The sequence below is a fragment of the Xanthomonas translucens pv. undulosa genome (assembly GCF_017301775.1).
Lineage (GTDB): Bacteria > Pseudomonadota > Gammaproteobacteria > Xanthomonadales > Xanthomonadaceae > Xanthomonas_A > Xanthomonas_A translucens.
The window spans coordinates 2,008,990-2,033,669 of sequence record NZ_CP063993.1 but is presented as its reverse complement, the minus strand read 5'-3'; the positions used below and the strand labels follow the sequence as shown (position 1 = coordinate 2,033,669).

The following is a 24,680-nucleotide window of genomic DNA, read 5'->3' as shown; positions in this document are numbered from 1 at the left end:
GGGGTGTCGTGCGGTCGGAAGGCGGTCGGCCCGGCGGGCCGCAAAGGGTTGCATTAGCAACCGTTTTGCGCGCCGCACAGGCCATCCGCCACGGTATCACGCGGCCTGCGCGCTTGCCCTTGCCGACGATGAACCGGCGCCTGACGTGGAGCGCATGGACGCCGCCGCGCTATGCGATCCGGCGACCGGGGGCTGCGGATGCATGGGCCTGCGCAATGCCGGCAATTTCCGTCTCCGCACGGAACCATGCATCATCGGGTTCTGTGCTCCGGCAGGGGGAACCGATGAAGCGATCCAAGAAAGCCGCGCTGTTGCTGATGGGCACCGCGCCGCTGCTGTTCACGGCCTGCGCGCCTGAAGCCAAGCCCCAGGAGGGGCTGTACACCTCGGTGGAAGCCTGCGCAGCGCAGACCCACGACATCGGCACCTGCCGCGAGGCGTTCAAGCAGGCGCAGCAGCAGGCGGCCGCCCAGGGACCCAAATACGCCAGCCGCGAAGAGTGCGCGCAGGAGTATTCGGCCGAGCGCTGCGTGGAGCAGCGCGACAGTCAGGGGCACTCGTTCATCGGGCCGCTGATGACCGGCGTCTTCCTGTCGCAGATGCTCAACGGCAACCGCATGTCCGGCCTTAACGCCGCGCCCGCGTACCAGGACCGGCAGAGCCAGTGGCAGCGTCCGGCAACCGGTGCCGGCCACGGCGCTGCGGCCAGCAGCCTGCACGGCAACCGGACCATGACCCATATCGGCGCAACGCCGCACCGGGCGGTCACCGTCAGCCGCGGCGGTTTCGGCAGCTCCAGCGGCGCGCGCGTCAGCGTCGGCGGCTGACCGCCGCGCCTCTCTACGCCCCATCAACCAAGGCAAGCACATGCAACGCATCGCAATCGTCGAACGCGGCGACTGGCGCGCGCAGGCCGCCGAGTGCGGCTTCCGCTTCCACACCATCGGTGGCGAGCGCTACTGGGACGAACGCGCCTATTACGCGTTCAGTCTGCGTCAGATCGAACATGATCTGGAGGATCCCAGCGCCGAGCTGCACCAGATGGCGATGGGGCTGGTGGACGAGATCGTCGCCAGCGAGGAATTGCTGCAGCGCCTGGCGATTCCGCCAGCGTTCCGCGATTGGATCGCCGAGAGCTGGCGGCGCCGCGATCCGCATCTGTACGGGCGCCTGGACCTGGCCTACAACGGCAGCGGCCCGGCCAAGCTGTACGAGCTGAACTACGACACGCCGACCTCGCTGTTCGAGTCGGCGTTCTTCCAGTGGCAGTGGCTGGAAGAGCAGCGGGCGCAGGGCCGCCTGGCGCACGACGCCGACCAGTTCAACTCGATCCATGAGACGCTGGTGGCGCGCTTCGCCGAAGTGGCTGCGCAGTTGCCGCCGCCGCTGTCCTTCGCCGCGGTGCGCGATTCGGAGGAAGACCAGTGCACCGTCGCCTATCTGCGCGATTGCGCAGCGCAGGCCGGGGTGTTCGGCGATGCGATCGCGATCGAGGACATCGGCCTGTCCGAGGACGGGCGCTATACGGATCTGGATGACGCGGTGATCGGCGCCTTGTTCAAGCTGTATCCGCTGGAAGACCTGTTCGCCGAGCGCTTCGGCCAGGCCCTGCCGGGGTCGGGCCTGCGCCTGCTGGAGCCGCCGTGGAAGGCGGTGCTGAGCAACAAGGGCATCCTGCCGCTGCTGTGGTCGCGCCATCGCGGCCATCCCAATCTGCTGCCGGCCGCGTTCGACGATGGCGCCGCGCTGCCGCCGGGCTGGGTACGCAAACCGCTGCATTCGCGCGAAGGCGCCAACATCGCCCTGCATCTGGCCGACGGGCGCATGCTGCAGAGCGACGGCCCGTACCAGGGGCCATGCATCGTGCAGCAGGCGCATCCGCTGCCGGCGTTCGACGGCCGCTATCCGATGGTCGGCAGCTGGATCGTCGGCGATACCGCGTGCGGCATCGGCATCCGCGAGGACGACGGCCCGATCACCCGCGACAGTGCGCGCTTCGTGCCGCATGCGATCGTCGAACAGGGGCGGCCTGGGGTGTTGTATGCCTGAGCGTCTCCAGCCGGGCGCTTGGCCATCCATCACCATGCGGTCGCGCGACGATGACTGGAACCGAGGCCCGCGCGCGGGCGCTGCGGACCGAAACAGACGCGGCTACAACAATCCGTCGCGTTTGACCGCGAGATAGCGTTCCACCAACGCGCCCGGCAGTTCCTCGCCGGTGACGTCGAGCACCATCACGCCGTGGCTGCGCAGCGCGTCGTGGGCGTCGCCGCGCTGCTGCAGATAGCGCGCCACCGCGCCGGCCTGCACCGCCTGCTGCAGGTCCTGCACGTCCTGCGCCAGCGCCTGGTCCAGCGCGCGTTCGCGCAGGCTGGCCACGCACACCAGGTGGCGGCGCTGCAGCAGCCGCACCGCGGCGAGCAGGTCTTCGATGTCCTCGTCGCGCACGTTGCTGACCAGCATCACCAGCGAACGCCGGCGCTGGCGCAGCGACAGGTCGGTGGCCGCGGCCAGGTAATCGGTGGCCACCGCCTGTGGCTGCAGGTCGTAGCTGGCGCGCAGCAGCGCATCGACCGTGCCCATGCCGCGCTGCGGCGCGACCCAACGTGCGTCGCCGCCGCTGGCCATCAGCCCCACCGCATCGCCCTGGCGCAGCGCCAGATACGACACCACCAGTGCCGCGTTGAGCACCTGGTCGAAATGCGACAGGCCGTTGTCGCTGGCCATCATCCGCCGCCCGGTGTCGATCAGCATCAGCAGCTGCTGGTTCTTCTCGTCCTGGTATTCGCGCGAGATCAGCTTGCGCGCGCGCGAGGTGGCCTTCCAGTCGATCTGGCGCAGGCTGTCGCCGACCCGGTATTCGCGCATCTGGTGGAAGTCGGTGCCTTCGCCGCGGCGCCGCTTCAGGTGCGCGCCGACCAGCCGCGAGGCCTGTTCGGCGCTGAACAGGGCGAAGCGGGTCAGCGGCGCGAAGTTCGGATACACGCGCACGGTCTGCGCCGCGCCGGCCACGCGCCGCTGCCGCCACAGGCGCCAGGCCGAGTGCAGGCGCAGGTGCGTGCCGGGAAAGTCGAAGTGGCCGCGCGCGGTCGGGCGCAGCCGGTAGCTGAGGCGGGTTTCGCTGGCGGCGGGCAGGGTCACGCGGCGCGGCAGGCCCTGCATCCACCAGCCGCCGGGCACCAGATCGAACACGTCCAGCGTCTGCCGCCGCGCGCTGTCGATGCGCAGCCCGGCCTCGCGCTCCACGCCCAGCGGCAAGGCTTCGGGCAATTCGCGGCGCAGCTGTGGGGTGGGGCTGCGCCACAGCCGCCACGCATCGAGCGCGGCGACCACCGCGATCGCCGCACCCAGCGCCTGCCACGGCCACAGCGGCAGCAACTCCAGCGCCGTGGCCAGGCCGCACAGCGCCCACAGGCCGAGCAGGGCCAGCAGTGACGGGGCGGGTCTCATTGGGGGCTCGCCGGGACTTGGGACTCCGGACTCCGGACCCGGAACAGCACGGCGCTGCGCGCAACGGAAGTGACGCACCTGCCGCATGTCGCGTGCCATGCCTGCACACGATCAGGCGCGACCCAGCACCGAGTCCCGCGTTCCGAGTCCCCAGTCCCGCGCCTCATTTCCGCGGCGCCTCCACCTTCGCCAGCAGCGCGCCCAGCGCGTCGTCGGCGCTCTGGCCTTCGATCTGCAGTTCCGGGGCCAGCGCGATGCGGTGGCGCAGCGCCGGCTTGGCGATGTCGCGGATGTCGTCGGGGGTGACGAAGTCGCGGCCGCACAGCACCGCCTGCGCGCGCGCGGCGCGGATCAGGGCGATGCTGCCGCGCGGGCCGGCGCCGAGCGCGATGCCGGGCCAGCTGCGGGTGGCGGTGACGATGCGCACCGCGTAGTCGATCACCTGCGGGTCCACCACGATCGCGGCGGTGCCCAACTGCATCGCCACCACGTCGGCGGCGCTGAGCACGCGCGGCACCTGCGACAGGTCGAAGTCGCCGGCGCTGCGCCCGGTGGTGACCGCTTCCACCATGCGCTTTTCGTCTTCGAGCTGCGGATAGTCGATCAGGATCTTCAGCAGGAAACGGTCCAGCTGCGCTTCGGGCAGCGGATAGGTGCCTTCCTGCTCGACCGGGTTCTGCGTGGCCAGGGCCAGGAACGGCGGCGCCAGCGGGAAGGCTTTGCCCTCGATGGTGACCTGGCCTTCCTGCATCACTTCCAGCAGCGCCGACTGGGTCTTGGCCGGGGCGCGGTTGATCTCGTCGGCCAGCAGCAGGTGGGTGAACACCGGGCCGCGGCGGATCTTGAAGCTCTCGGTCTTGGGGTCGTACACGGCGTGGCCGCTGACGTCGCTGGGCATCAGGTCGGGGGTGAACTGCACGCGTGCGTAGTTCAGCTCCAGCGCCTGCGCCAACGCGCGCACCAGCAGGGTCTTGCCCAGCCCGGGCACGCCTTCGATCAGCACGTGGCCGCCGGCCAGCAGCGCGATCAGGATCTGCTCGAGCACCTCCGGTTGCCCGATGAAGGCCTGGCCGACCGCGGCGCGGATCGCCTCGACCCGTTCGATCAGGGCGGGGCCGGTGAGGGGGGCGACGGATGCGGCGGTGGCGGTGGTCATAACTGGTTTCTCATCTGGACGAGGAGGCGAATGCGATCGCGGAAGGCGAGGTGTTGCCTGGGCGCTGGCGCTTGCAGCGCCTGTTCGATCTGCGCCGCCGGCAGGTTCAGGCGTTCGGCGATGGCGGCGGCTTGCGCATGGCCTTGCAACGCCGCGGCGAGCGGTGCACGGCGCCGCAGCCGGGTCAGGAATGCCTGGCGCATCGCCGCGTACAGCAGCGCGGACTTGCCGTAGCGGAACAGGTGCTCGCCGCTGGCGCGCACGTGCTCCAGCAGCGAGCGGCGGTCGCCGGCCGGCGCGGCCTGCAGCGGGCCGAAGCGTTGCATGCGCGACCACAGCCAGGCCAGCAGCATCAGCAGTGCCGGCAGCCAGGCCGGCCAGCCGCGGGTGAACAGCGTGTACCACAGCGACGGCAGCTCGGCAGAGTAAATCAGGTACACGTTGCCGTGGCCGTAGTTGGGCGCCAGGATCTGCCGCGCCAGCAGGCGGTGCGGCACGTCGCGCATGCCGCGGCTCGGCGCGGCGGGCGCGGCCTCCGGCGTGTCCTCGCGCAAGGGATTGCCGCCGTTGCTGCCGTTCTGCAGGAAGTCCATGTCCGCCAGCAGGTCCACGTTGCCGTCGCCGTACGGCAGGCGCGCGTAGGCGTAGTCCTCGCTGCCGCCCCACAGGTTGCTCGCCGCGTCCTCGTCGATCTGGAAACGCCGGCCGTTGCAGAACTCGCTGTGCTCGGGCTGTCCAGGAATGGCCAGTGTCAGGCAGTGTTCCGGCTTGCCGTCCTCCAGCGCGACATCGAGCGCATCGAAGATCGGCAGCTTGGCCGTGTCCTGGTCCTCGTCGGCCGCCGGCGTGCGCAGGATCAGGTGGCCGCCGCGCTCGACCCAGGCCAGCAGCGCATCGCTGTCGGGCTTGCTCAGCGCGCGCGGGTCTCCGAACAGCAGCACGCTGTCGTGTGGCTGCAGGCGCATCGCCGCCAGGTCCAGGCGCTGCCGCGATTCGGCGCGCACGCCGTCGGCGCGCAGGGTCTGGCGCAACGCATACAGCGGGTTGTACGCGGCCTCGCCGCGCGGCGGCAGCGCCAGCTCGCGTTCGGCGCGTTCGTAACGGCCCAGGAACCAGGCCGCCAGCACGCTGGTCACCAGCAGCCCGAGCAGGAAGATCAGCGCATTGCGCGTGCCGCTGTTCATGCGCGCCACCGGTATTGCTGCTGCAGCGCGTCGAGCAAGGCGTCGAAGGCGTCGTCGTCGGGCAGGCGCCCAGCGTAGGCGGCGTATTGCCAGGTGCGTACCATGCGCGCGAACAGGTCGCGGTCGGCGTCGTCCGGCAGGCGCCTGGAGGCGCGCAGGCATTGCGCTTCGGTGGCGCCCGGCGGCAGCGCCAGGTTGGCCCGTTCGCACACGGTCGCCACGCTGGCGCGGTACAGCAGCGCCAGCGCGTCGCGCTGCCTGCCCTCGCGCCATAGCCGGCGCGCGCTGGTGGCGACGTCGTCCGGCAGCGGCTCGGCGCTCAGCACCGGGGCGTGCGCCACCGGCGTCTCGACCGGGGCACGCTTGCGCCCGCTGCCGCGCATCCACGGCAGCCAGTGCTTGGCGGTCAGCAGCAGGACCAGCACCAGCATGCCGGCCAGCAACCACATGCCCCATTCGCCGACGAATGCGAACACGGCCGCCACGCTCGCCAGCAAGCCCTCGCCGAAGCGCGGATCGGGCTTAGCGGGATCGGGCTTCTTCTCGTCGTCGTCGTCGTTGCGGTCGCGCTTCTTCCAGTAGCCGATGCTGCGCTTGCCCGACAGCAGCGGATCTTCGTAGGTGCGGTCGGCGGCGCGGTCGAAGCGCGCGTCGGCGGCGGGGACGGTGTCGAAGACGTCGTCGAGCGCGACTGGCTCGGGGGCGTCGTCCGCGCTTTTTTCCTGCGCTTTCGCCGGGTCCTTGATGTCGCCGTCGCCGCCGGCGGCTTCCTGTACAGGTTGCGGCGCCGGGGCGGGGCGCGCCTGCGGCTCGGCCGCGACGGCGGGGCCGCCAGCGCCTGGCGCGGCGGTTTGTGCGCGCAGCGCCGCGCCGGGCGCGCCGAGCAGGACCAGGGCCAGCAGCAGCGGCGCGGCACCGCCCAGCCGCTCGCGCAGCCGGCGCAGCGCCATTTCCACGTCCCAGGCTTCGATCTCGGTGCGGCGGTTGAGGTACAGGCCGAAACCGGCGCCGACGAAGAACGGTTCGATCAGCGTCGTCGCCAACCAGCCGAAGGCGTTCAGGCCGACGTCGGCCCACACAGGGTTCTCATCGCCGATCAGCGCCCACGCCGCGCGCGCCGTTTCCGGCAGCAGGTCCACCGGCACGAACATCGCGATCGCGGCGATGCACGCCAGCAGCAGCATCGCCTCGAAATGCCAGCACACGCTGGCCAGCAGCAGCGCGTGTCCGTACACCGCGCCGCCCAGGGTGCGGCGGCGCTGCCGCTGCTGTTCGGCACTGGCCCCTTCCAGCAGCTCCAGCGGCATGAACACCGTGCGCGCCGGGCTCAGCCGGCGCCAGGTCAGGTAGCCGAACATCGGGCGCCAGCCCCAACGCAACTGCGCGCGCAGCGTGTCGCGCACGCGCGGCACGTCGCCGAACACGCCGCGCGAGATCACGAACAGCGGGATCCGGTCCAGCACCGGTTTCAGCCACCACAACAGCAGCCCGGCCAGCCAGAGTTGGTCGATCGCCCAGGCGCCGAGATTGAGCAGCGCGAACAGCGGCACGCTGATCAGCAGCCATGGTTTCCAGATCGCGCCGGCATGGCGGCGCACCAGCGCGCTGCCCAGCTCCATCGCCTCCCAGGCCGAGCGTGCGCGCAGCACCACGTCCAGGCGCTCAATCCGCATCGCCGGCCTCCGCCATGCCGCGTCCGCCGCGCCACAGCCAGACCAGCACCAGCGTCCATAGCAGCCCGGACACGGTGTACTTCACTGCCGCCGGCAGCGCGCCGATCGAGGACCAGAACGCTTCGATGAAGGCGGCGACCAGCAGCATGAACGCCACGCCCAGGCATAGCTTGGCGCCGATGGTGCCGCCTTCGACCAGCGCATCGATGCGCCGGCGCCGGCCCGGCGCCAGCAGCTTCAAACCCAGTTGCAAGCCGGCGCCGCCGGCGATCACGATCGCGGTCAGTTCGAACGGCGCATGCCCGGCGACGAAGCGCCAGAACGTCACGCCGTACCCGATCTGATGCAGGTGCCCGGCCACCGCACCGATGGTGACGCCGTTGAACAGCAGCACCAGCACCGTACCGAGCCCGGCCAGCAGGCCGCTGGCGAAGGTGCGCAGGCCGATGCTGATGTTGTTCATGATGTAGTGGCCGAACATCTGCCAGTCGTCGCCGCTGTCGCGGCCGAGCTTGTGCGCGGCCGTGGCCGGGTCGTACATCCGTTCCATCTGCGCGATCTGCATGGGATCCATCAAGCCGTGGATCAGTTCCGGCCGGTACTGCAGCAGCACGAAGATGGTGACCAGCGGCACCACGAACAGCGCCGTGGCCGCGGCCATGCAGCCGGCCTGGCTGCGTACCAGCTGCGGGAAATCGGCGAACAGGAACTCGGCCGCGCGCTGCCAGCGCGGCCGCGGCGGTCGGTACAGTTCGGTGTGGCCCTGTTGCATCAGTTGCTGCAGGCGTGCGGTGACCAGCGGGCTGTAGCCGCGCTTGCGCGCCAGCGCCAGCTGCTGGCACAGGCGCCGATAGCGGGCCGGCATGTCTTCGTCGGCCAGGCGCCACGCGTGCGCGGCGCTGTCGGGCGCGCTCGCCTCCGCGCTCGCGGGGCGCTTGCGCCCGTGCGTGTGCAGCCAGGTCTCGAAGGCCTCCCACTCGTGCTGGTGGCGGGCGATGAACTGCTCCTGCCTCATCGCCGCCCCAGCAGCCAGTTGGCCATCGCATACAGCCGCAGCACGCCGGCCTGGCCGGGGGCCTGCGTCAACGGCAGCGCCAGCGTGGCCAGTTCCAGCTGCCGCGCCGGGGCCAGCCGCGGCGCGCGCTCGGCGAAGGCGATCACCGCCGCCTGCTCGGCCGGCGACAGGTGGCACGGCGGCGCCACGGCGCTGGCGATCGGCGGCAGCGCCGCCTCGTGGCGCGGCGTCTGGTGGATCACCAGGGTGCCGGCGACCATGTCGCCCAGGCGCCGCGCATGCGCGTCGAACAGGCAGGCGATCAGGCCGATGGCGTAGCCGAACGGCAGCATATCCACGGTGCGCAGCAGGTTGCGGGTGATCGCCGCCATCCACCCGGCCGGGGCGCCGTCGCGCGCGACCACGCGCAGGCCCAGCGCTTTCTTGCCCAGGGTCTGCCCGAACCAGCCTTCGAGCACGATCGGGTAAGCCCAGAACACCAGGAACATCGCCACCAGGTACAGACCCTGGCCGAAGCCGCCGAGCGCGCCGAGCAGCATGCCCATCGCGGTCAGCACGGCGAAGCGCACCGCCAGGTCGATCAGCCAGGCCAGCGCACGCGGCACCGCGCCGGCGGCCGGCAGTTGCAGCGGCACGCCTTCGGGCGTGATCACTTCACGGTAGGTGTCGAGCATGCCGCTCATCGCCGGATTGCGGCGCGGCGCGCCTGCGATGTAGGGAGACCGTCCTTGCGTCCGGCCGGCGGCCTGTGGCGGCATGCGTGATCTCGATTGCGTCCTGCTCCGAACCGCGACTGTAGCCGGCGCGGCGCCAATTGCCCAGCCGGCGCCGTGCTCGGCGCCGCAGGGTCTTCACGCGATGACGACGACGACGGCGCGACACGCGCGCCGCGTAGGCCGCTCAACGCACCGTGCCGCCGTCGCGCTTGCGCCTGGAGAACAGCTTGCCGATGCCGCCGACCAGCGCCATCCCCCCAGCGCCACCAGCTTCCAGGCCTTGGCCAGCAGCAGGCCGAGCTTGGCGAACAGGCCGGCCTTGGCGGCCAGGCCGCCGCCGATCAAGGTCGCCAGGCCATAGCTGGCGATCTTGTCGCTGGACGGGTTGTGGTCGGCATAGCGCGCGCCGCTGTCGAATTCGGCCATCGGCAGCAGCTGCTGCATGCCTGCGCGCACCTGTGGCAGCGCAGGCATGCCGGCGATCGCGTTGAGGCTCAGGTAGCCGTGGCGGCCGAGCACGCGGATGTCGTAGTTGAGGGTGTGGCCTGGGTTGCCCTGGAACGCCAGCTCGCGCGCCCAGTACAGTTTCTTGGTCGCGGCGTCGTAGCGCGGCGGCACCGCCCAGCCGACCAGGTCCACGCTCTCGTAGCCGGCTTCCTTGCGTGGCGTGTTCTCCTCGCGGGTCTGCTTCTGCATGTCCGCGAGCATGTCCTTGTAGTCGATCTTGCTGGCGTCCTCGTCGGACACGTAGCCGTCGTCGGCATAGGTGACCACCACCGCCCAGCTGCCCTGCTCGTCCAGCGCGGGCTGGCGCGGCACGATCATGCCGAGCACGCTGTCGTCCGGCGGGTTGCCCCAGTACGTTTCCAGCACCTGCCGCGCGTCGTCCTTGCCCAGATAGCGGAAATCGTGGTTCAGGTCGAAATGCACCTTGGCCTGCGGCACTTCGATGTGCCCGTCCTGGAAATGCAGCGAGGCGACGAACTGCTCGGCGCTCATGCCGTCCTTGCCGTGCGCTTCTTCTCGCGCTCGCCCACGGTCTTGCCCGGCCCGATCCCCACGCCGGCGCCGACGAAGCCGTATTTCTTCACCGTGGCGCCGTCCAGGAGGCACGCGCCCATGCCGATCAGGCACAGGTCCTTGATGGTGCAGGCGTGGAGAATGGTGCCGTCCTGGATGTTGCTGCGCGCGCCGATGCGCACGTGGTTGACGTCGCCGCGGATCACCGCGCCCGGCCACACCGACATGTCCTCGTCCAGTACCACGTCGCCGATTAATCGTGCAGGCCGGATCCACGTAGGCGCGAGCGCCGAGTTGGGGTGACTTGTCGAGGACTGGGCGGATCGGGGCCATGGCGGTCCGCGACGATGGCGGTCAAGGGCCGTAGCGGCAGGCGATGCTAGCCTGCGTGCCGATCCGGCCGCTGCCGAGCAGGCATGCGCAGGCAGATGCCAGCGTACCGATGCGGAGCGTGGGCATGCGCGTTTTTCTCGCGCATCGGGGTGGGTCATGCGATACGTCTACGGTAAATGCAAAGCAGTGCATTGCATCGGGTCAGGCAGGCGCGGTAGCGTCCTGCCGCTGTCTTTCCCCTTTCATGCAGGAATTTCGTCATGCCGCATGCTGCTGTACCAGGCTCCCTCATGCAGGACCGCATGGGTGGCTTCCAATGGATGGCCGTCGGGATTTGCGTGGTGTTGACCATGCTCGACGGCTTCGACGTGATGGTGATGGCATTCACTGCATCGCACGTGTCCGACGAGTGGCAGTTGTCCGGCAAGCTTCTGGGCGGGTTGCTCAGTGCCGGTTTGATCGGCATGGCGGTGGGCTCGTTGTGTGTGGCGCCCCTGGCCGATCGTTGGGGGCGGCGGCGCCTGATCCTGGGTTGCCTGGCGATTCTCACCGTGGCCATGGGAGCCTCGGCGATGGCGCAGAATGTGCAGCAGCTTTGGATCTTGCGGGCGTTCACCGGCCTCGGCATCGGCGCGATGTTTCCCAGCATCGGGGCGATCACCGCCGAATACGCCAGCGCCAGGTGGCGCAGCGCGGCGGTGGTGCTGCAGACCACCGGCTATCCGATCGGCGCCGCGCTCGGTGGCGTGATTGCCGGCGTGCTGCTCGAACGCTGGCACGTGCACTGGCACGCGGTATTTCTGTTCGGCGCGGGGTGTTCGCTGCTGTGCATGCCGCTGGTGCTGGCGTGTTTGCCCGAGTCGCTGGATTTCCTGGTCAGCCAGCGCCCGACCAACGCGCTGGCCCAGCTCAACGCGACGTTGCTGCGCATGCGGCATGCGCCATTACCGGAGTTGCCGGCGTTGCCGCCGCGCGATGCCGTTCCACGCCAGGGTTATGCCGTGCTGTTCGTCGGTGCGATGCGCCGACGTTCGCTGTTGCTCGCACTGGCGTTCTTCTTGCACATGTTCGCGTTCTTTTTCGTCCTGAGTTGGACACCCAAGTTACTGATCGCGGCCGGTATGTCGGCGCAGCAGGGGATCACCGGCGGGACCTTGCTCAACCTGGGCGGTATCGTCGGTGGCGGTGTGTTCAGTTGGCTGGCGGTGCGCTGGTCCTTGCGTTGGTCGACGCTGGGGATGTTCCTGCTGGGGGCGCTGGCGATGCTGGCTTTCAGCGCTTACAGCACGCACCTTGCGTCGGCCTTCGCGATTGCCCTGGTCATCGGTGCGGCGGTGTTCGCGGCGATGTCCGGGCTTTACGCGACCGCACCGGTGGTATTCGATGCGTCGATCCGCAGCACCGGCCTGGGCTGGGCGATCGGCATCGGTCGCATCGGCGCGATCCTGTCGCCGCCGACGGTGGGGTGGCTACTGGACGCCGGCTGGTCGCCCCAGCGCCTGTATCTGCTGTGCACGGTGCCGTTGCTCCTGGCGGCGGTGGCGCTGCTGGCCCTGCGCACGCGTTGAGCCGCGCGCTGCGCGCCGCGCTTGGGGATCGGCAGATGCATCTTGAACCCGAGCGGGCCGGTGTCCTGCATCGTCCCCACCGGCAGCTGCCATGCGATGCGCCGGGACTTCAAGTCGATCGCGCTGAGGGTGGCCAATGGCGGCGCCTGACCAGCGCCGACGAGACGCGGTTCTTCTTCACCGTACCGCGCGCCCGTCAGCGGTACCGCCCCGACGCCGGTGTCGACCGCTTCGGCGAGGCGCCGCGCCCGATCGGCCGCGCGTTGCCGGCGTTGGTGGCGCAGTAGCGGTGCCGGCGTGCCGCGCCGCCTATGGCGGCGACGCAGCGGCAGCGGCCAGGTAGCGATCCTTCAGGCGCACGTAGTGCTGCGCCGAGTAGTGCAGGCTCTCGATCTCCTTGTCGCTGAGCGTGCGCGCCAGCCGCGCCGGATTGCCCAGCCACAGTTCGCGCTCGCCCACGGTCTTGCCCGGCCCGACCACCGCGCCGGCGCCGACGAAGCCGTATTTCTTCACCGTGGCGCCGTCCAGGATGCATGCGCCCATGCCGATCAGGCACAGGTCCTCGATGGTGCAGGCGTGGATGATGGTGCCGTGGCCCACGGTCACGTCCGCGCCGATCAGGGTCGGGTAGCCGGCGGTGTTGAACGGGCTGTGGTGGCTGACGTGGATGATGGTGCCGTCCTGGATGTTGCTGCGCGCGCCGATGCGCACGTGGTTGACGTCGCCGCGGATCACCGTGCCCGGCCACACCGACACGTCCTCGCCCAGTACCACGTCGCCGATGAGGGTGCAGGCCGGATCCACGTAGACGCGTGCGCCGAGCTGCGGCGCCTTGTCCAGGAACGGACGGATCGGGTTCACGGCATTCTCCGAGGGAGTGGGTGGGGGCAGGCACCGCACTGCGGCGCGGCTGTCGATGATAGCGCCTGGCTGCCAAGCGCTTCGGGCGCATGCCTGACGGACCGGGGAGATGGGAGATGCCCGCACTGGCGCGGTTGATGAGGTGGATCGTCGTGCGCGTAGGCGCGGCACGGCTGCCCATGGGCCAGGGGCGCACGCGATGCAGGCCAGGGCATGGCCATCGGGCCGGGCCAGGATGCCGCGCGCCGCATCGGCGGTCGCGGTCCGGCGAGCCCGTCGCGCGAGCTCGCCGGAGGCGTTTGCTACTTTTTCTTTTCCTTCTTGGCCGCGCGCTTTTCCTTCAGCGTCTTGGTCGGCTGCTTCTTGTCGCTCTTCTTCTGATCCAAGCCCTTGCTCATGACACCCTCTGGACGATTGCACTGTGGATTGCCGGCTGCGGCCGCCGTGGCGGCGATCGCGGCGACCACTTTACTCCGCTGGCGGCCGGCGAGGCCGCCGTTGTCGCCCGGCATGCACCCACGGTTGGGTCATAATCCGGTTTTCCCCTTCAAGGTCCCCCGCGTCCGATGAAAACCCCCCAGGGCCTGCAGCCGCTGATCGAGGACGGCGTCATCGACAGCGTGCTGCGTCCGCTCAAGAGTGGCAAGGAGGCCGCCGTGTACGTGGTCCAGGCCGGCGATGACGTATTGTGCGCCAAGGTCTACAAGGACATGGCGCAGCGCAGCTTCCAGGCCCGCGTGCAGTACCAGGAGGGCCGCAAGGTGCGCGGCAGCCGCCAGGCGCGGGCGATGGGCAAGGCGACCAAGTTCGGCCGCCGCGAGCAGGAGGCCGCGTGGAAGGACACCGAGGCCAACACCCTGTACCAGCTGGTGGATGTCGGCGTGCACGTGCCGCAGCCGCGCGGCTACTTCCACGGCGTGCTGCTGATGGACCTGGTCACCGATGCCGACGGGCAGAGCGCGCCGCGGCTGGGCGAAGTGGAGCTGGAGCCGGAGCAGGCGCGCGCGTTCCATACGCAGCTGATCGGCGACGTGGTGAAGATGCTGTGCCTGGGCCTGGTGCACGGCGACCTGTCCGAATACAACGTGCTGGTCGCCGCCGCTGGTCCGGTGCTGATCGACTTCCCGCAGGTGGTCAGCGCCGCCGGCAACAATGCCGCGCGCGACATGCTGCTGCGCGACGTGCACAACCTGCGCGACTGCCTGGGCCGCGCCGCGCCCGAACTCAACGACACCCACTACGGCGAGGAGATGTGGGCGCTGTACGAGCAGGGCGAGCTGCGCCCGGACAGCGCGCTCAGCGGCCGCTTCGTGTTCGACACCCACCGCGCCGACGTGCGCGCCGTGCGCGATTCGATCGAGGATGCGCGGCAGGAAGCGATCATTCGCCAGCAGGGCCGCGAGGCCGCCGCCGACGAGGATTGAGTGCGGCGGCAGTGACTCCTGCGCGCTGCCGGAACACGCACCCAGCGCCGCGCCGCCGATCGCATCGGCGGCGCCACTGCCGCGGCCTGCAGATCTTGCCATTGTCGTCAGCGCTTGCCGCGGCCTCGCAGTGAGCGCGGCCGCGGCATGACGCGGCACCGGCATGCGCTCGGCAAACGCGCACGCTCGCGCAGCGCAAACGGCAATATGCGTATCCCGAGGCGATACCAACGTATCGCCCGCAATACCAATCTTTCGCCAATCTTTCTGCGCGCACACGCAAGTTGAAGTGGCAGCTGACTGCCGTTTTCGTCGCGCTGTATTGCGGGAATACATTTCGTGTAGCGTTGCGCGCTTCGATCTCCCCACCCCCACGATTTCTCGCTTATGTTCGACGCCTTCGCCGCGCCTCGTTGTTTCATTTTCTGTGGATCCGTTGTTGCGCTGGCGATGGCGGCGGGGTGTTCGTCCACGGCGCAACCGCCGCCGCCGATCAAGGTCGGCACCCTGGCGGTGACCGCGCAGACCATGCCGGTGGAGCAGGCCTTGCCCGGCCGCACCGTCGCCTTCGAGGTCTCCGATGTGCGCCCGCAGGTCAACGGCCTGGTGCGCAAACGGCTGTTCACCGAAGGCCAGGATGTGGTGGCCGGACAGGTGCTCTACCAGATCGATCCGGCGCCGTACCAGGCCGCCTACGACAGCGCCCGCGGGCAACTCGCGCAGGCCCAGGCCGCGGCGCTCGCGGCGCGGCCCAAGGCCGAGCGCTACCGCACCCTGGTCGCGCTGGATGCGGCCAGCAAGCAGGATGCCGACGATGCCCTGGCCGCCTTGAAGGAAGCCGAAGCCAACGTGGTGGCGGCGCAGGCAGCGTTGCAGGCGGCGCGCATCAATCTCGATTACACCCGCGTGCTGGCACCGATCTCCGGCACCATCGGCAGCTCGGCCTACAGCGCCGGCGCGCTGGTGACCGCGCAACAGGACGCGGCGCTGACCAGGATCCAGCGTCTGGACCCGATCTACCTGGACGTGAGCCAGTCCAGCACGCAGCTGCTGGCGCTGCGCGAGCAACTCGACGCCGGCCGCATCAAGGCCAGCGACGGCAAGGTCGCGGTGCGGGTGCGACTGGAGGACGGCCGCTTCTATCCGCATCCCGGCACGCTGGAATTCGTCGGCACCTCGGTCGATCCCGGCACCGGCGGGGTGACTTTGCGCGTGGTCGTGCCCAATCCGCAGCACCTGCTGCTGCCCGGCATGTACCTGCGCGCGCTGCTGCCGTTGGCCAGCGACCCGGGCGCGATCCTGGTGCCGCAACAGGCGGTGACCCGCGATGCCAAGGGCGAACCGCTGGTGAAGCTGCTCGACGCGCACGACCGGGTGCTGGAGCGGCGCATCCGCACCGGCGACACGGTGGGCCATGATTGGTTGGTGCAGTCCGGACTCAAGCCGGGCGAGCGGCTGATCGTGGTCAACGGCAGCCGCGCCGAGATCGGCAAGCCGGTCGTGCCGTATGCGGTCAGCGCCGCGCAGCTCGAGGCCACGCCCGCGGTGCCGGGCGACGCCCAGGCCGACTGAGGAGCTGCCATGTCGCGTTTCTTCGTCAACCACCCGGTGGTGGCCTGGGTCATGGCCATCGTCATCGTCCTGGTCGGCATGCTGGCCATCCACGCGCTGCCGATCGAGCGCTATCCGCAGATGGCGCCGCCGACCATCACCGTGCGCGCCGCCTATACCGGCGCCTCGGCGCAGACCGTGGAGAACACCGTCACCCAGCTGATCGAGCAGTCGCAGCAGAGCCTGGACCACCTGCTGTACATGACCTCGACCAGCGCCTCGGACGGCACCGCGCAGGTCAACCTGGTGTTCGAGACCGGCACCAATGCCGACACCGCGCAGGTGCAGGTGCAGAACCAGCTGCAATCGGTGATGTCGGTGCTGCCGCAGGCGGTGCAGCAGAACGGCCTGGTCATCACCAAGTCCAGCGGCTCGCTGTTCGAGGTGGTGGCGTTCACCTCCGACGATGGCAGCATGGACAACTTCGATGTCGCCAACTACATGGAATCGAACATCGACGACCAGATCAGCCGCGTCAGCGGCGTGGGCAACATCCAGCCGATGGGCTCGGAGTACGCCATGCGCATCTGGCTGGATCCGGAGAAGCTGCGCAAGTACGCGCTGATGCCCTCGGACGTGGAGAACGCGCTGCAGGCGCAGAACACCGATGTGTCGGCGGGCGAGATCGGCGGCCAGCCGGCGCCGCGCGGGCAACGCCTGGATGCGACCGTGACCACGCGCAGCCGCCTGCACACGCCGGCGCAGTTCGGCGCGATCGTGCTCAAGAGCGGTCCCGGCGGCGCGGCGGTGCACCTGTCCGACGTGGCCAGGATCGGCCTGGGTCCGGAAACCTACGACAGCATCACCCGTTTCAACGGCAAGCCCTCGGCGTCGCTGGGCATCGAGTTGAACGCCGACGCCAATGCGGTGGAAACGTCAAAGGCGATCGACGCGCGCCTGCAGGAACTCAAGCAGTACTGGCCGCACGGCTACAGCTATCACATCGCCTTCAGCACCACGCCGTTCGTGACCACCTCGATCAAGGAAGTGGTCATTACCCTGATCGAAGCGGTGCTGCTGGTGGTGGCGGTGATGTACCTGTTCCTGCAGAACTGGCGCGCCACGCTGGTGCCGACCATCGCCGTGCCGGTGGTGCTGATGGGCACCTTCGGCGTGCTGGCCGCGTTCGGCTACTCGATCAACACCTTGACCATGTTCGCGATGGTGCTGGCGATCGGCCTGCTGGTGGACGACGCCATCGTGGTGGTGGAGAACGTGGAGCGGGTCATGAGCCAGGAAGGGCTGCCGCCGAAGGAGGCGACGCTGCGTTCGATGCAGCAGATCGGCGGCGCGCTGGTCGGCATCGTGCTGGTGCTGACCGCGGTATTCGTGCCGATGGCCTTCTTCAACGGCGTCACCGGGGTCATCTACCGGCAGTTCTCGATCACCATCGCCGCCTCGATGATCCTGTCGGTGCTGGTGGCGATGACCCTGACCCCGGCGCTGTGCGTGACCATCCTCAAGCCGCTGCACCAGGGCGAGGCGCCGATCGGCTCGCACGGCCGCCTGGGCCGGTTCTTCGCCTGGTTCAACACGCGTTTCCGGCAGTTGACCGAGCGCTACCGTGCGCTGGTCGAGCGGGTGCTGGGCCGGCGCGCGCTGAGCCTGCTCGCCTACGCGCTGCTGCTGATCGTCACCGGCGTGCTGCTGTGGCGCCTGCCTGGCGCGTTCCTGCCCGACGAGGACGAGGGCATGCTCAACGTGCTGGTCAAGCTGCCGGCCGGCTCCACCCTGGAGCAGACCATGGCGGTGACCGACCGCCTGACCAAGGCCGCGCTGCACGAGCCGGGCGTGCGCTCGGTGCTGTCCTCGGCCGGCTTCAGCGTGACCGGCGCCGGCCAGAACGTCGGCATGGCCTTCGTCCGCCTCAAGGACTGGGACGACCGCGAGGACGACGCCGACAGCATCGCCGCGCATCTCAACCAGGCCCTGGCCGACGTGCCCGACGCGGAGCTGTTCGTGACCTCGCCGCCGGCCATCAGCGGCCTCGGCGACGCCTCCGGTTTCACCTTCGAACTGATGGATTACGAAGGCGCCGGCCACGCCGCCCTGGTGAACGCGCGCGACAAGCTGCTGCGCCTGGCCGGGCGCGATCCCAAGCTGCGCGACGTGCGCTACGCCAGCCTGGAGGACGCGCCGGTCTATGCGGTCAAGATCGACGACGACAAGGCGCAGGCGCAGGGCGTGGACCCGGGCGACATCAACGCCACGCTCAACAGCGCGCTCGGCGGCGACTTCGTCAACAACTTCATCTACAAGGGCCGCATCAAGAAGGTGTTCGTGCAGGGCGACGCCGAGGCGCGCATGGCGCCGCAGGATCTGCAGCGCTGGACGGTGCGCAACGCCAGCGGCGACATGGTGCCGATGTCCGCCTTCACCACCTCGCACTGGACCAGCGCGCCGGCCGCGCTGGAGCGCTACAACGGGGTGTCGGCGATGGAGCTCACCGGCCAGGCGGTGGCCGGCGTCAGCTCCGGCGCGGCGATGGACGCGATGGCCGCACTGAGCAAGCAGCTGCCGCACGGTTTCGGCTATGCCTGGTCGGACATGGCTTACCAGGAGAAGCTGTCGGCCAACCAGGCGCCGGCGCTGTACGCGATCTCGCTGCTGTTCGTGTTCCTGTGCCTGGTGGCGCTGTACGAAAGCTGGACGATCCCGTTCGCGGTGATGCTGGCGGTGCCGGTGGGCGTGTTCGGCGCGGCGCTGCTGATGACCGTGCGCGGCCTGCAGAACGACGTGTATTTCCAGGTCGGCCTGCTGACCACGGTGGGCCTGGCGGCCAAGAACGGCATCCTGATCGTGGAGTTCGCGCGCGAGCTGGAGCAGCGCGGCGAACCCCTGCTGGCTGCCACCCTGCACGCGGTGCAGATGCGCCTGCGGCCGATCCTGATGACCTCGCTGGCGTTCCTGCTCGGCGTGCTGCCGCTGGTGTTCAGTCACGGCGCCGGCTCGGCGGCGCGCCATTCGCTGGGCACCGGCGTCACCGGCGGCACGCTGGCCTCGATCACCCTGGGCTTGTTCTTCGTGCCGTTGTTCTACGTGATCGTGCGCAGCGTGTTTCCCGGCAGCAAGCATCCGCTGGAGGCCACGCCATGAGCGCACGGTCGTTGCGCCTGCTGGCGCTGTCCTGCTGCACGGCGCTGGCCGCGTGCAGCATGGCCCCGCACTACACGCGCCCGGACGCGCCGGTGCCGCTGCGGTTCGACACCGCGGGCAGCGCCCCGTCCGCGGCCGGCGCCGCGCTGGCGCTGCCGGACTGGCGCGAGGTGTTCCTGGATCCGCGCCTGCGCCAGGTCATCGCGCTGGGCCTGGACAACAACCGTGACCTGCGCGTGGCCATGCTCGCGATCGACAAGGCGCGCGCGCAGTACCGGATCCAGCGCGCCGCGCTGGCGCCGGCGCTGGATGCCACTGCCAGCAGCGGCCGCCAGCGCACCAGTGCCAGCGCCAGCGACAGCGGGCAGGCGCAGATCGACAGCAGCGACACCGTGCAGGTCGGCATCAGCAGTTGGGAGCTGGACCTGTTCGGGCGCGTGCGCAGCCTGAAGGACGAAGCCCTGGAAACCTGGCTGGCCAGCGCCGAAACCCAGCGCAGCGTGCGCTTGAGCCTGATCGGCCAGATCGCCGACGCCTGGCTCGCGGTCGGTGCCGACCAGCAGTCGCTGGCCCTGGCGCAGCAGACCCTGGACAGCCAGGAGCAGACGCTGCGGCGCAGCCGCGACCAGCACGCCAACGGCATCGGCTCGGGCCTGGACCTGGCGCAGATCCAGAGCAGCGTGGAAGCGGCGCGGGTCGCGGTCGCTCGCGCTGCCACCCAGCTCGCGCAGGCGCGCGACGCGCTGCAACTGGTGGTCGGCGCGCCGGTGGACGCGGCGCTGCTGGCCGGCACCGACGCGTTCGACGGCAGCGTGGCGCTGGCGCCGGTCCCGGCGCAGCTGGATGCCGCAGTGCTGCTGCAGCGTCCCGACGTGCTCGCCGCCGAGCATGCGCTGAAGGCCGCCAACGCCGACATCGGCGCCGCCCGCGCGGCATTCTTCCCTGCCGTGTCGTTGACCGCTTCCAGCGGGCGCAGCAGCGACGCGCTGTCCACCCTGTTCGCGGCGGGGTCGCGCACCTGGGCGTTCGTGCCCAGCATCGCGCTGCCGATCTTCCACGCCGGTGCGTTGAAGGCCTCGCTGGACGTCTCCAGGATCGGCAAGAACATCGCCGTGGCGCAATACGAGAAAGCCATCCAGAGCGCCTTCAGCGACGTCGCCGATGCGCTGGCGCAGCGCGACCACCTCGACGCGCAGCTGAGCGCGCAACGGGCGCTGGTGGAGGCGGTGCGGCGCAGCCACACGCTGGCCGAAGCGCGCTACCGCGCCGGCGTGGACGGCTACCTGCAGGTGCTGGACGCGCAGCGTTCGCTGTATGCCGCGCAGCAGGATCTGATCGCCTTGCGCCTGCAGGACGACAGCAACCGGGTCGCGCTGTACACCGTGCTGGGCGGCGGCGCGGATGCGCGCGCGACAGCGCCTGCCGCGGCGAGCCGCTGAGCGCGCGGCTGGCGCAGGTGCGCGTCAGCCAACGCGGATGCAACATGTGGGAGCGACTTCAGTCGCGACGGGCCTTCTCGATAACGCGCGTCGCGACTGAAGACGCTCCCACAGACGCGTAGCACGCTGACGTGATAGCACGCTCGCGCAGCTTCCTACTCGCGGACTGGACCGCTGTCGGCATCCCGATGAGAAACGTCCGGTGGCGAAACCAGCGTGCCCAGATGGGCCTGCGCAAACGTATCCGCGGCGACCGGGCGGCCGAACAGATAGCCCTGGTACGCAGTGCAGCCCATCTCGCCCAGCCATGCATGCTGCTGCTCCGTCTCCACGCCCTCGGCGACGGTGGAGATACCCAGGATGCCGGCGATCTCGATGATCTTGCGCACCAGCTCGCGTTGGTTGCCGTCTGCGGTCATTCCGCGCACGAACGACCGGTCGATCTTCAGTTCGTCCAGCGGCAGCGCCTGCAGCAGCGACAGCGAGGAGAAACCCGTTCCGAAGTCGTCCAGCGACCACGACATCCCGTCCTCGCGCAGCGCGTTCATCCTCGCGGTGACCAAGGGCAGGTCGCTCGCCAGCGCCGACTCGGTGATCTCGAAGCGGAGTCTGTTCGCTGGAGCGCCGATCCGGCCGACCACGTCGCGCACGTCTTCGACGAAGCTTGCCGATACCAGTTGCAAGGGGCTGACGTTGACCGACAGCACCAGCTCCGCGGTGCCGGGATGCCGCGACCACGCTTTCAGCTGCAGACAGGCCTGTTCCAGCACCCACAGGCCGATCTGATGGATCAGTCCGGTACTTTCGGCCAGGGGTATGAACTCGGCCGGCGACTGCAGCCCATAGCCCGGTCGATTCCAGCGCAGCAGCACTTCCGCGCCGACCAGCCGTCCGTGCGCCGACACCTGCGGCTGCAGGTAGGCGCACAACTCCTCCTGCGCGAGCGCGCGGACCAGGGCCGCATGCTGGTCCAGCCGCACCTTGATGTCCTCGCTGAAGATGGCCAGCACCCCGGCGGTCAGGATCATCGCGGTCGCGGTGTTCAGGCCATGGCCGATCCGGCGGATATCGTCCGGCATCAGCCTCAGCGCAACGCCCAGGCTGCCAGGGATGATGGCCAGCGCGATGAGCAACGCAAAGCACAGCGCCGGGAATGCCCAGCGCAGGTAGACCCCTTCGCTACGGAACAGGAAAAAGGCGGCTGCACCGATCGGCAGAAGGAAAAGATGCGTCGATCGCGCTGCCGCTGCGGTCGGCGTATCGGCCAGGCTGGCGAACACCGTCATGACCAGCAGCAGATGCGCGATGGCGACGAGGGAAACGCGATCGAGCTTGCGCGACATGTACACGCAGGCCGTGCCCATCAGCATGACCAAAAAGAGCACGAGCGCCAATGCGCTCATGCCATGCGTGATGTAGTACGCCGCCCATGCCAGGCCGTGCGCCATGCAGGCGATCCCGCCGAACCGCAGCAGGCGTTGGACCCGCGGCCATTGCGCCTGGTCGGGGAGGTTTCGCGCCACCCATTCGTCGCCGCCAGCCCCCAATCCGGTTTCTTTCACATGTATCCCGTTCTTCTGAGCATCGTCATGTGATCTGCGTCGGTTCGGTCGGCGCCTGCACACGCTCTTCAATAACGAAAGTCCTGCGTGGACAAGGTGACGAAGAAGCGGGCCGGTTGCAAGGCGGCAAAGCGGCGCCGGCTGCGCGCAATCCGGGTTGCGCGCCTGGATGCTGCGGCCAGGTAGCGGGGCGCGTCCGCAATACCACTGAGGAGTGTGCCGCCGCGATTGCGGTTGCTGCTGCTGAGGTGCTCAAGGCGGCTGCAGCGATCTTGAGGAAGTCGACGTGAGCATCTCGCACTATGAAGACGATGGCGAGGATGATGCAGAGAGTAAAAGTGGAGGTTTCGCGGCCTGCAGCAGGCGGGCACGCCATCGCGTGCAGTCGAGCTCACCATTTGCGGCTGCCGGCATGGCCGGGCAGCCGCCACGCCGCATCCGCGCGCTGCCGCTTAAGCCACCCGGCTGCGCCGCGCGCGCTCCAGGTGCACCAGCAGCAGCGAGATCGCCGCCGGGGTCATGCCGGGGATGCGCTGCGCCTGGCCCACGGTTTGCGGGCGTACGCGTTGCAGCTTTTGCTGCACCTCGGCCGATAGCCCGCGCACCTGCGCGTAGTCGAACGCCTCGGCGATCGGCGTGTCCTCGTGGCGCTGCTGGCGCGCGATCTCGTCGCGCTGGCGGTCCAGGTAGCCGGCGTACTTGATGCCGATCTCGACCTGCTCGGCGACCTGCGCGTCGTCCACGCCCGGGCCCAGCGACGGCACCCGCATCAATGCGGCGTAGTCCAGCTCCGGGCGCTTGATCAGGTCCAGCACGGTGGTCTCGCGGCTCACCGCCACCCCCAGCGTCGCGGCGACCTCGCGGCCCAGCGCATTGCCCGGCGTGGCCCACAGCGCACGCAGCCGCGCGTTCTCCTGCGCCACCGCCTCCTGCTTGGCCTGGAAGCGCGCCCAGCGCGCCTCGCCGACCAGGCCCAGCTCGCGGCCGATGCCGGTCAGGCGCGCGTCGGCGTTGTCCTCGCGCAGCTGCAGCCGGTATTCGGCGCGGCTGGTGAACATGCGGTACGGCTCGGTGGTGCCGTGGGTGATCAGGTCGTCGATCAGCACGCCGATGTAGGCCTGGTCGCGGCGCGGCGACCATGGTTCCAGCGCGCGCACCTGGCGCGCGGCGTTGAGCCCGGCGATCAGGCCCTGCGCGGCGGCTTCCTCGTAGCCGGTGGTGCCGTTGATCTGGCCGGCGAAGAACAGCCCGGGCATCGCCTTGGTCTCCAGCGATGCCTTCAGCCCGCGCGGGTCGAAGAAGTCGTATTCGATCGCATAGCCGGGGCGGGTGATGTGGGCGCGCTCGAAGCCGCGGATCGAGCGCACCAGCTCCAGCTGCACGTCGAACGGCAGCGAGGTGGAGATGCCGTTGGGATAGATCTCGGCCACGTCCAGGCCTTCGGGTTCGACGAAGATCTGGTGGCTGGCCTTTTCGGCGAAGCGCACCACCTTGTCCTCGATCGAGGGGCAGTAGCGCGGGCCGATGCCTTCGATCTGGCCGGTGTACAGCGGCGAGCGGTCCAGCGCGCCGCGGATGATGGCGTGGGTGCGCTCGGTGGTATGGGTGATCCAGCAGGAGACCTGGCGCGGATGCTGGGCGCGTTCGCCCATGAACGACATCACCGGCAGCGGATCGTCGCCGGGCTGCGCTTCCATCGCCGCATAGTCCAGGCTGCGCCCGTCGATGCGCGGCGGGGTGCCGGTCTTGAGCCGGTCCACGCCGAAGCGGCCGTCGCGCAGCGTCTGCGCCAGCGCGGTGGCCGGCGGGTCGCCGGCGCGGCCACCGGCGTACTGGGTCTGGCCGATGTGGATCTTGCCGGCCAGGAAGGTGCCGGCGGTCAGCACCACCGCCGCCGCCTCGAAGCGCAGGCCGGTCTGGGTGATGGCGCCGCGCACGCGCTCGCCTTCCACGATCAGCGCGTCCACCGCCGCCTGGAACAGGCTCAGGTTCGGCTGCGTCTCGACAAGGCGCCGGATCGCGCTGCGGTACAGGCTGCGGTCGGCCTGGCAGCGGGTGGCGCGCACCGCCGGACCCTTGGAGGCATTGAGCGTGCGCCACTGGATCCCGGCCAGGTCGGCGGCATGCGCCATCGCCCCGCCCAGCGCATCGATCTCCTTGACCAGGTGGCCCTTGCCGATGCCGCCGATGGCCGGGTTGCAGCTCATCGCGCCCACCGTCTCCACGTTGTGGGTCAGCAGCAGGGTGCGCGCGCCGGCGCGCGCGGCGGCCAGCGCCGCCTCGGTGCCGGCATGGCCGCCGCCGATCACAATGACGTCGTAGCGGTAGAAGGAATCGCTCATCGGGGACTCGTTGGCCGGCTCGCGCGGACCGGAGTGGGGGTGTTCGCGGGGCGACGCGCACGGGAACAAGATATTTTCGTGGAATGCATCACAATTTAAGGATTCGGCACTAAAGTTGGCATGTGGTCTGCAGATAACCCTACTGCACCCAACGTGGCATTGCGTCAGGGGCGTACGACTGGAATTGGAACAGGGGCCAGTCACGCGCACGTTGGGGGAGCTGGGGGCCG

The 24,680-nt window shown here is 69.6% G+C and carries 17 protein-coding genes and 3 pseudogenes; 7 read left to right on the top strand and 13 right to left on the bottom strand.

The features are described from left to right. The first annotated feature begins 284 nt into the window (after positions 1-284). Together ISN38_RS08575 and ISN38_RS08570 are read left to right on the top strand one after the other, a co-directional pair. Positions 285-827: a DUF1190 domain-containing protein gene (locus tag ISN38_RS08575; RefSeq protein ID WP_003469440.1), complete on the top strand. Its 543-nt coding sequence runs from the start codon at positions 285-287 to the stop codon at positions 825-827. Between the two features lie 40 nt (positions 828-867). Continuing rightward, positions 868-2,049, top strand: a complete 1,182-nt coding sequence (locus tag ISN38_RS08570) for a glutathionylspermidine synthase family protein (RefSeq protein WP_108084563.1) — start codon at positions 868-870, stop codon at positions 2,047-2,049. A gap of 102 nt (positions 2,050-2,151) precedes the next feature. On the opposite strand, the gene ISN38_RS08565 is transcribed toward ISN38_RS08570, so the two are convergent. The 8 genes and pseudogenes from ISN38_RS08565 to ISN38_RS08530 all read right to left on the bottom strand — a co-directional run. Then, on the bottom strand, positions 2,152-3,450 hold the full coding sequence (locus ISN38_RS08565; RefSeq protein WP_003469436.1) for a DUF58 domain-containing protein: 1,299 nt from the start codon (positions 3,448-3,450) through the stop codon (positions 2,152-2,154). Between the two features lie 163 nt (positions 3,451-3,613). Continuing rightward, complete coding sequence (locus ISN38_RS08560; RefSeq protein WP_206712167.1) at positions 3,614-4,606, bottom strand: AAA family ATPase; 993 nt, start codon at positions 4,604-4,606, stop codon at positions 3,614-3,616. Further along, positions 4,603-5,790, bottom strand: a complete 1,188-nt coding sequence (locus ISN38_RS08555; protein ID WP_206712166.1) for a DUF4350 domain-containing protein — start codon at positions 5,788-5,790, stop codon at positions 4,603-4,605. The genes ISN38_RS08560 and ISN38_RS08555 overlap by 4 nt, the downstream gene beginning before the upstream one ends. After that, positions 5,787-7,463, bottom strand: a complete 1,677-nt coding sequence (locus ISN38_RS08550) for a DUF4129 domain-containing protein (protein ID WP_206712165.1) — start codon at positions 7,461-7,463, stop codon at positions 5,787-5,789. The genes ISN38_RS08555 and ISN38_RS08550 overlap by 4 nt, the downstream gene beginning before the upstream one ends. After that, the gene (locus ISN38_RS08545) at positions 7,453-8,478 is read right to left on the bottom strand and encodes a stage II sporulation protein M (RefSeq protein ID WP_003473119.1); all 1,026 of its coding nucleotides are present in this window, start codon (positions 8,476-8,478) and stop codon (positions 7,453-7,455) included. Before ISN38_RS08545 ends, ISN38_RS08550 begins: the two co-directional genes overlap by 11 nt. After that, positions 8,475-9,161, bottom strand: a complete 687-nt coding sequence (locus ISN38_RS08540) for an RDD family protein (protein ID WP_003473117.1) — start codon at positions 9,159-9,161, stop codon at positions 8,475-8,477. The genes ISN38_RS08545 and ISN38_RS08540 overlap by 4 nt, the downstream gene beginning before the upstream one ends. 217 nt (positions 9,162-9,378) lie before the next feature. Next, positions 9,379-10,277: pseudogene (locus ISN38_RS08535) on the bottom strand (DUF2167 domain-containing protein). Continuing rightward, a pseudogene (locus ISN38_RS08530) lies at positions 10,217-10,547 on the bottom strand (gamma carbonic anhydrase family protein); the annotation flags it as partial. The pseudogenes ISN38_RS08535 and ISN38_RS08530, both read right to left, overlap by 61 nt. A gap of 260 nt (positions 10,548-10,807) precedes the next feature. Between ISN38_RS08530 and ISN38_RS08525 the strand changes: the two are divergent. After that, a complete protein-coding gene (locus tag ISN38_RS08525) occupies positions 10,808-12,115 on the top strand; it encodes an MFS transporter (RefSeq protein WP_038240267.1) in 1,308 nt (435 codons plus the stop codon). Positions 12,116-12,150: 35 nt separating this feature from the next. Here ISN38_RS08525 and ISN38_RS20930 read toward each other — a convergent pair. The 3 genes and pseudogenes from ISN38_RS20930 to ISN38_RS08510 all read right to left on the bottom strand — a co-directional run. Then, a pseudogene (locus ISN38_RS20930) lies at positions 12,151-12,228 on the bottom strand (hypothetical protein); the annotation flags it as partial. A 196-nt stretch (positions 12,229-12,424) separates the two neighbouring features. Then, entirely contained in the window at positions 12,425-12,976 is a 552-nt protein-coding gene (locus ISN38_RS08515) for a gamma carbonic anhydrase family protein (protein ID WP_003473108.1), read from the bottom strand. Between the two features lie 302 nt (positions 12,977-13,278). Continuing rightward, positions 13,279-13,488, bottom strand: coding sequence for a hypothetical protein (locus ISN38_RS08510; RefSeq protein WP_003480463.1), 210 nt, complete (start codon positions 13,486-13,488; stop codon positions 13,279-13,281). Positions 13,489-13,542: 54 nt separating this feature from the next. Here ISN38_RS08510 and ISN38_RS08505 point away from each other — a divergent pair, with 54 nt between their 5' ends. From ISN38_RS08505 to ISN38_RS08490, 4 genes are all read left to right on the top strand, one after another. Continuing rightward, on the top strand, positions 13,543-14,400 hold the full coding sequence (locus tag ISN38_RS08505; protein ID WP_003473102.1) for a PA4780 family RIO1-like protein kinase: 858 nt from the start codon (positions 13,543-13,545) through the stop codon (positions 14,398-14,400). A gap of 387 nt (positions 14,401-14,787) precedes the next feature. After that, positions 14,788-15,972, top strand: coding sequence for an efflux RND transporter periplasmic adaptor subunit (locus tag ISN38_RS08500; RefSeq protein WP_277820284.1), 1,185 nt, complete (start codon positions 14,788-14,790; stop codon positions 15,970-15,972). A gap of 9 nt (positions 15,973-15,981) precedes the next feature. Continuing rightward, positions 15,982-19,107, top strand: a complete 3,126-nt coding sequence (locus ISN38_RS08495; protein ID WP_058358725.1) for an efflux RND transporter permease subunit — start codon at positions 15,982-15,984, stop codon at positions 19,105-19,107. Continuing rightward, positions 19,104-20,546 carry an efflux transporter outer membrane subunit gene (locus tag ISN38_RS08490; RefSeq protein WP_003473095.1) on the top strand — a complete coding sequence of 481 codons (1,443 nt, stop codon included), beginning with the start codon at positions 19,104-19,106 and terminating at the stop codon, positions 20,544-20,546. Before ISN38_RS08495 ends, ISN38_RS08490 begins: the two co-directional genes overlap by 4 nt. 155 nt (positions 20,547-20,701) lie before the next feature. On the opposite strand, the gene ISN38_RS08485 is transcribed toward ISN38_RS08490, so the two are convergent. Continuing rightward, the gene (locus tag ISN38_RS08485) at positions 20,702-22,108 is read right to left on the bottom strand and encodes a putative bifunctional diguanylate cyclase/phosphodiesterase (protein ID WP_051036353.1); all 1,407 of its coding nucleotides are present in this window, start codon (positions 22,106-22,108) and stop codon (positions 20,702-20,704) included. 452 nt (positions 22,109-22,560) lie between these two features. Next, positions 22,561-24,450, bottom strand: coding sequence for a tRNA uridine-5-carboxymethylaminomethyl(34) synthesis enzyme MnmG (gene mnmG, locus ISN38_RS08480; RefSeq protein WP_047324449.1), 1,890 nt, complete (start codon positions 24,448-24,450; stop codon positions 22,561-22,563). Between the last annotated feature and the right edge of the window lie 230 nt (positions 24,451-24,680).

Coding starts and splice junctions, on each gene's coding strand:
- ISN38_RS08540 (WP_003473117.1), bottom strand. CDS start 9,161: ATGAGCGGCATGCTCGACACCTACCGTGAAGTGATCACGCCCGAAGGC.
- ISN38_RS08500 (WP_277820284.1), top strand. CDS start 14,788: ATGTTCGACGCCTTCGCCGCGCCTCGTTGTTTCATTTTCTGTGGATCC.
- ISN38_RS08570 (WP_108084563.1), top strand. CDS start 868: ATGCAACGCATCGCAATCGTCGAACGCGGCGACTGGCGCGCGCAGGCC.
- ISN38_RS08525 (WP_038240267.1), top strand. CDS start 10,808: ATGCCGCATGCTGCTGTACCAGGCTCCCTCATGCAGGACCGCATGGGT.
- ISN38_RS08495 (WP_058358725.1), top strand. CDS start 15,982: ATGTCGCGTTTCTTCGTCAACCACCCGGTGGTGGCCTGGGTCATGGCC.
- ISN38_RS08575 (WP_003469440.1), top strand. CDS start 285: ATGAAGCGATCCAAGAAAGCCGCGCTGTTGCTGATGGGCACCGCGCCG.
- ISN38_RS08505 (WP_003473102.1), top strand. CDS start 13,543: ATGAAAACCCCCCAGGGCCTGCAGCCGCTGATCGAGGACGGCGTCATC.
- ISN38_RS08550 (WP_206712165.1), bottom strand. CDS start 7,463: ATGCGGATTGAGCGCCTGGACGTGGTGCTGCGCGCACGCTCGGCCTGG.
- ISN38_RS08490 (WP_003473095.1), top strand. CDS start 19,104: ATGAGCGCACGGTCGTTGCGCCTGCTGGCGCTGTCCTGCTGCACGGCG.
- ISN38_RS08555 (WP_206712166.1), bottom strand. CDS start 5,790: ATGAACAGCGGCACGCGCAATGCGCTGATCTTCCTGCTCGGGCTGCTG.
- mnmG (WP_047324449.1), bottom strand. CDS start 24,450: ATGAGCGATTCCTTCTACCGCTACGACGTCATTGTGATCGGCGGCGGC.
- ISN38_RS08510 (WP_003480463.1), bottom strand. CDS start 13,488: ATGCCGGGCGACAACGGCGGCCTCGCCGGCCGCCAGCGGAGTAAAGTG.
- ISN38_RS08545 (WP_003473119.1), bottom strand. CDS start 8,478: ATGAGGCAGGAGCAGTTCATCGCCCGCCACCAGCACGAGTGGGAGGCC.
- ISN38_RS08560 (WP_206712167.1), bottom strand. CDS start 4,606: ATGACCACCGCCACCGCCGCATCCGTCGCCCCCCTCACCGGCCCCGCC.
- ISN38_RS08565 (WP_003469436.1), bottom strand. CDS start 3,450: ATGAGACCCGCCCCGTCACTGCTGGCCCTGCTCGGCCTGTGGGCGCTG.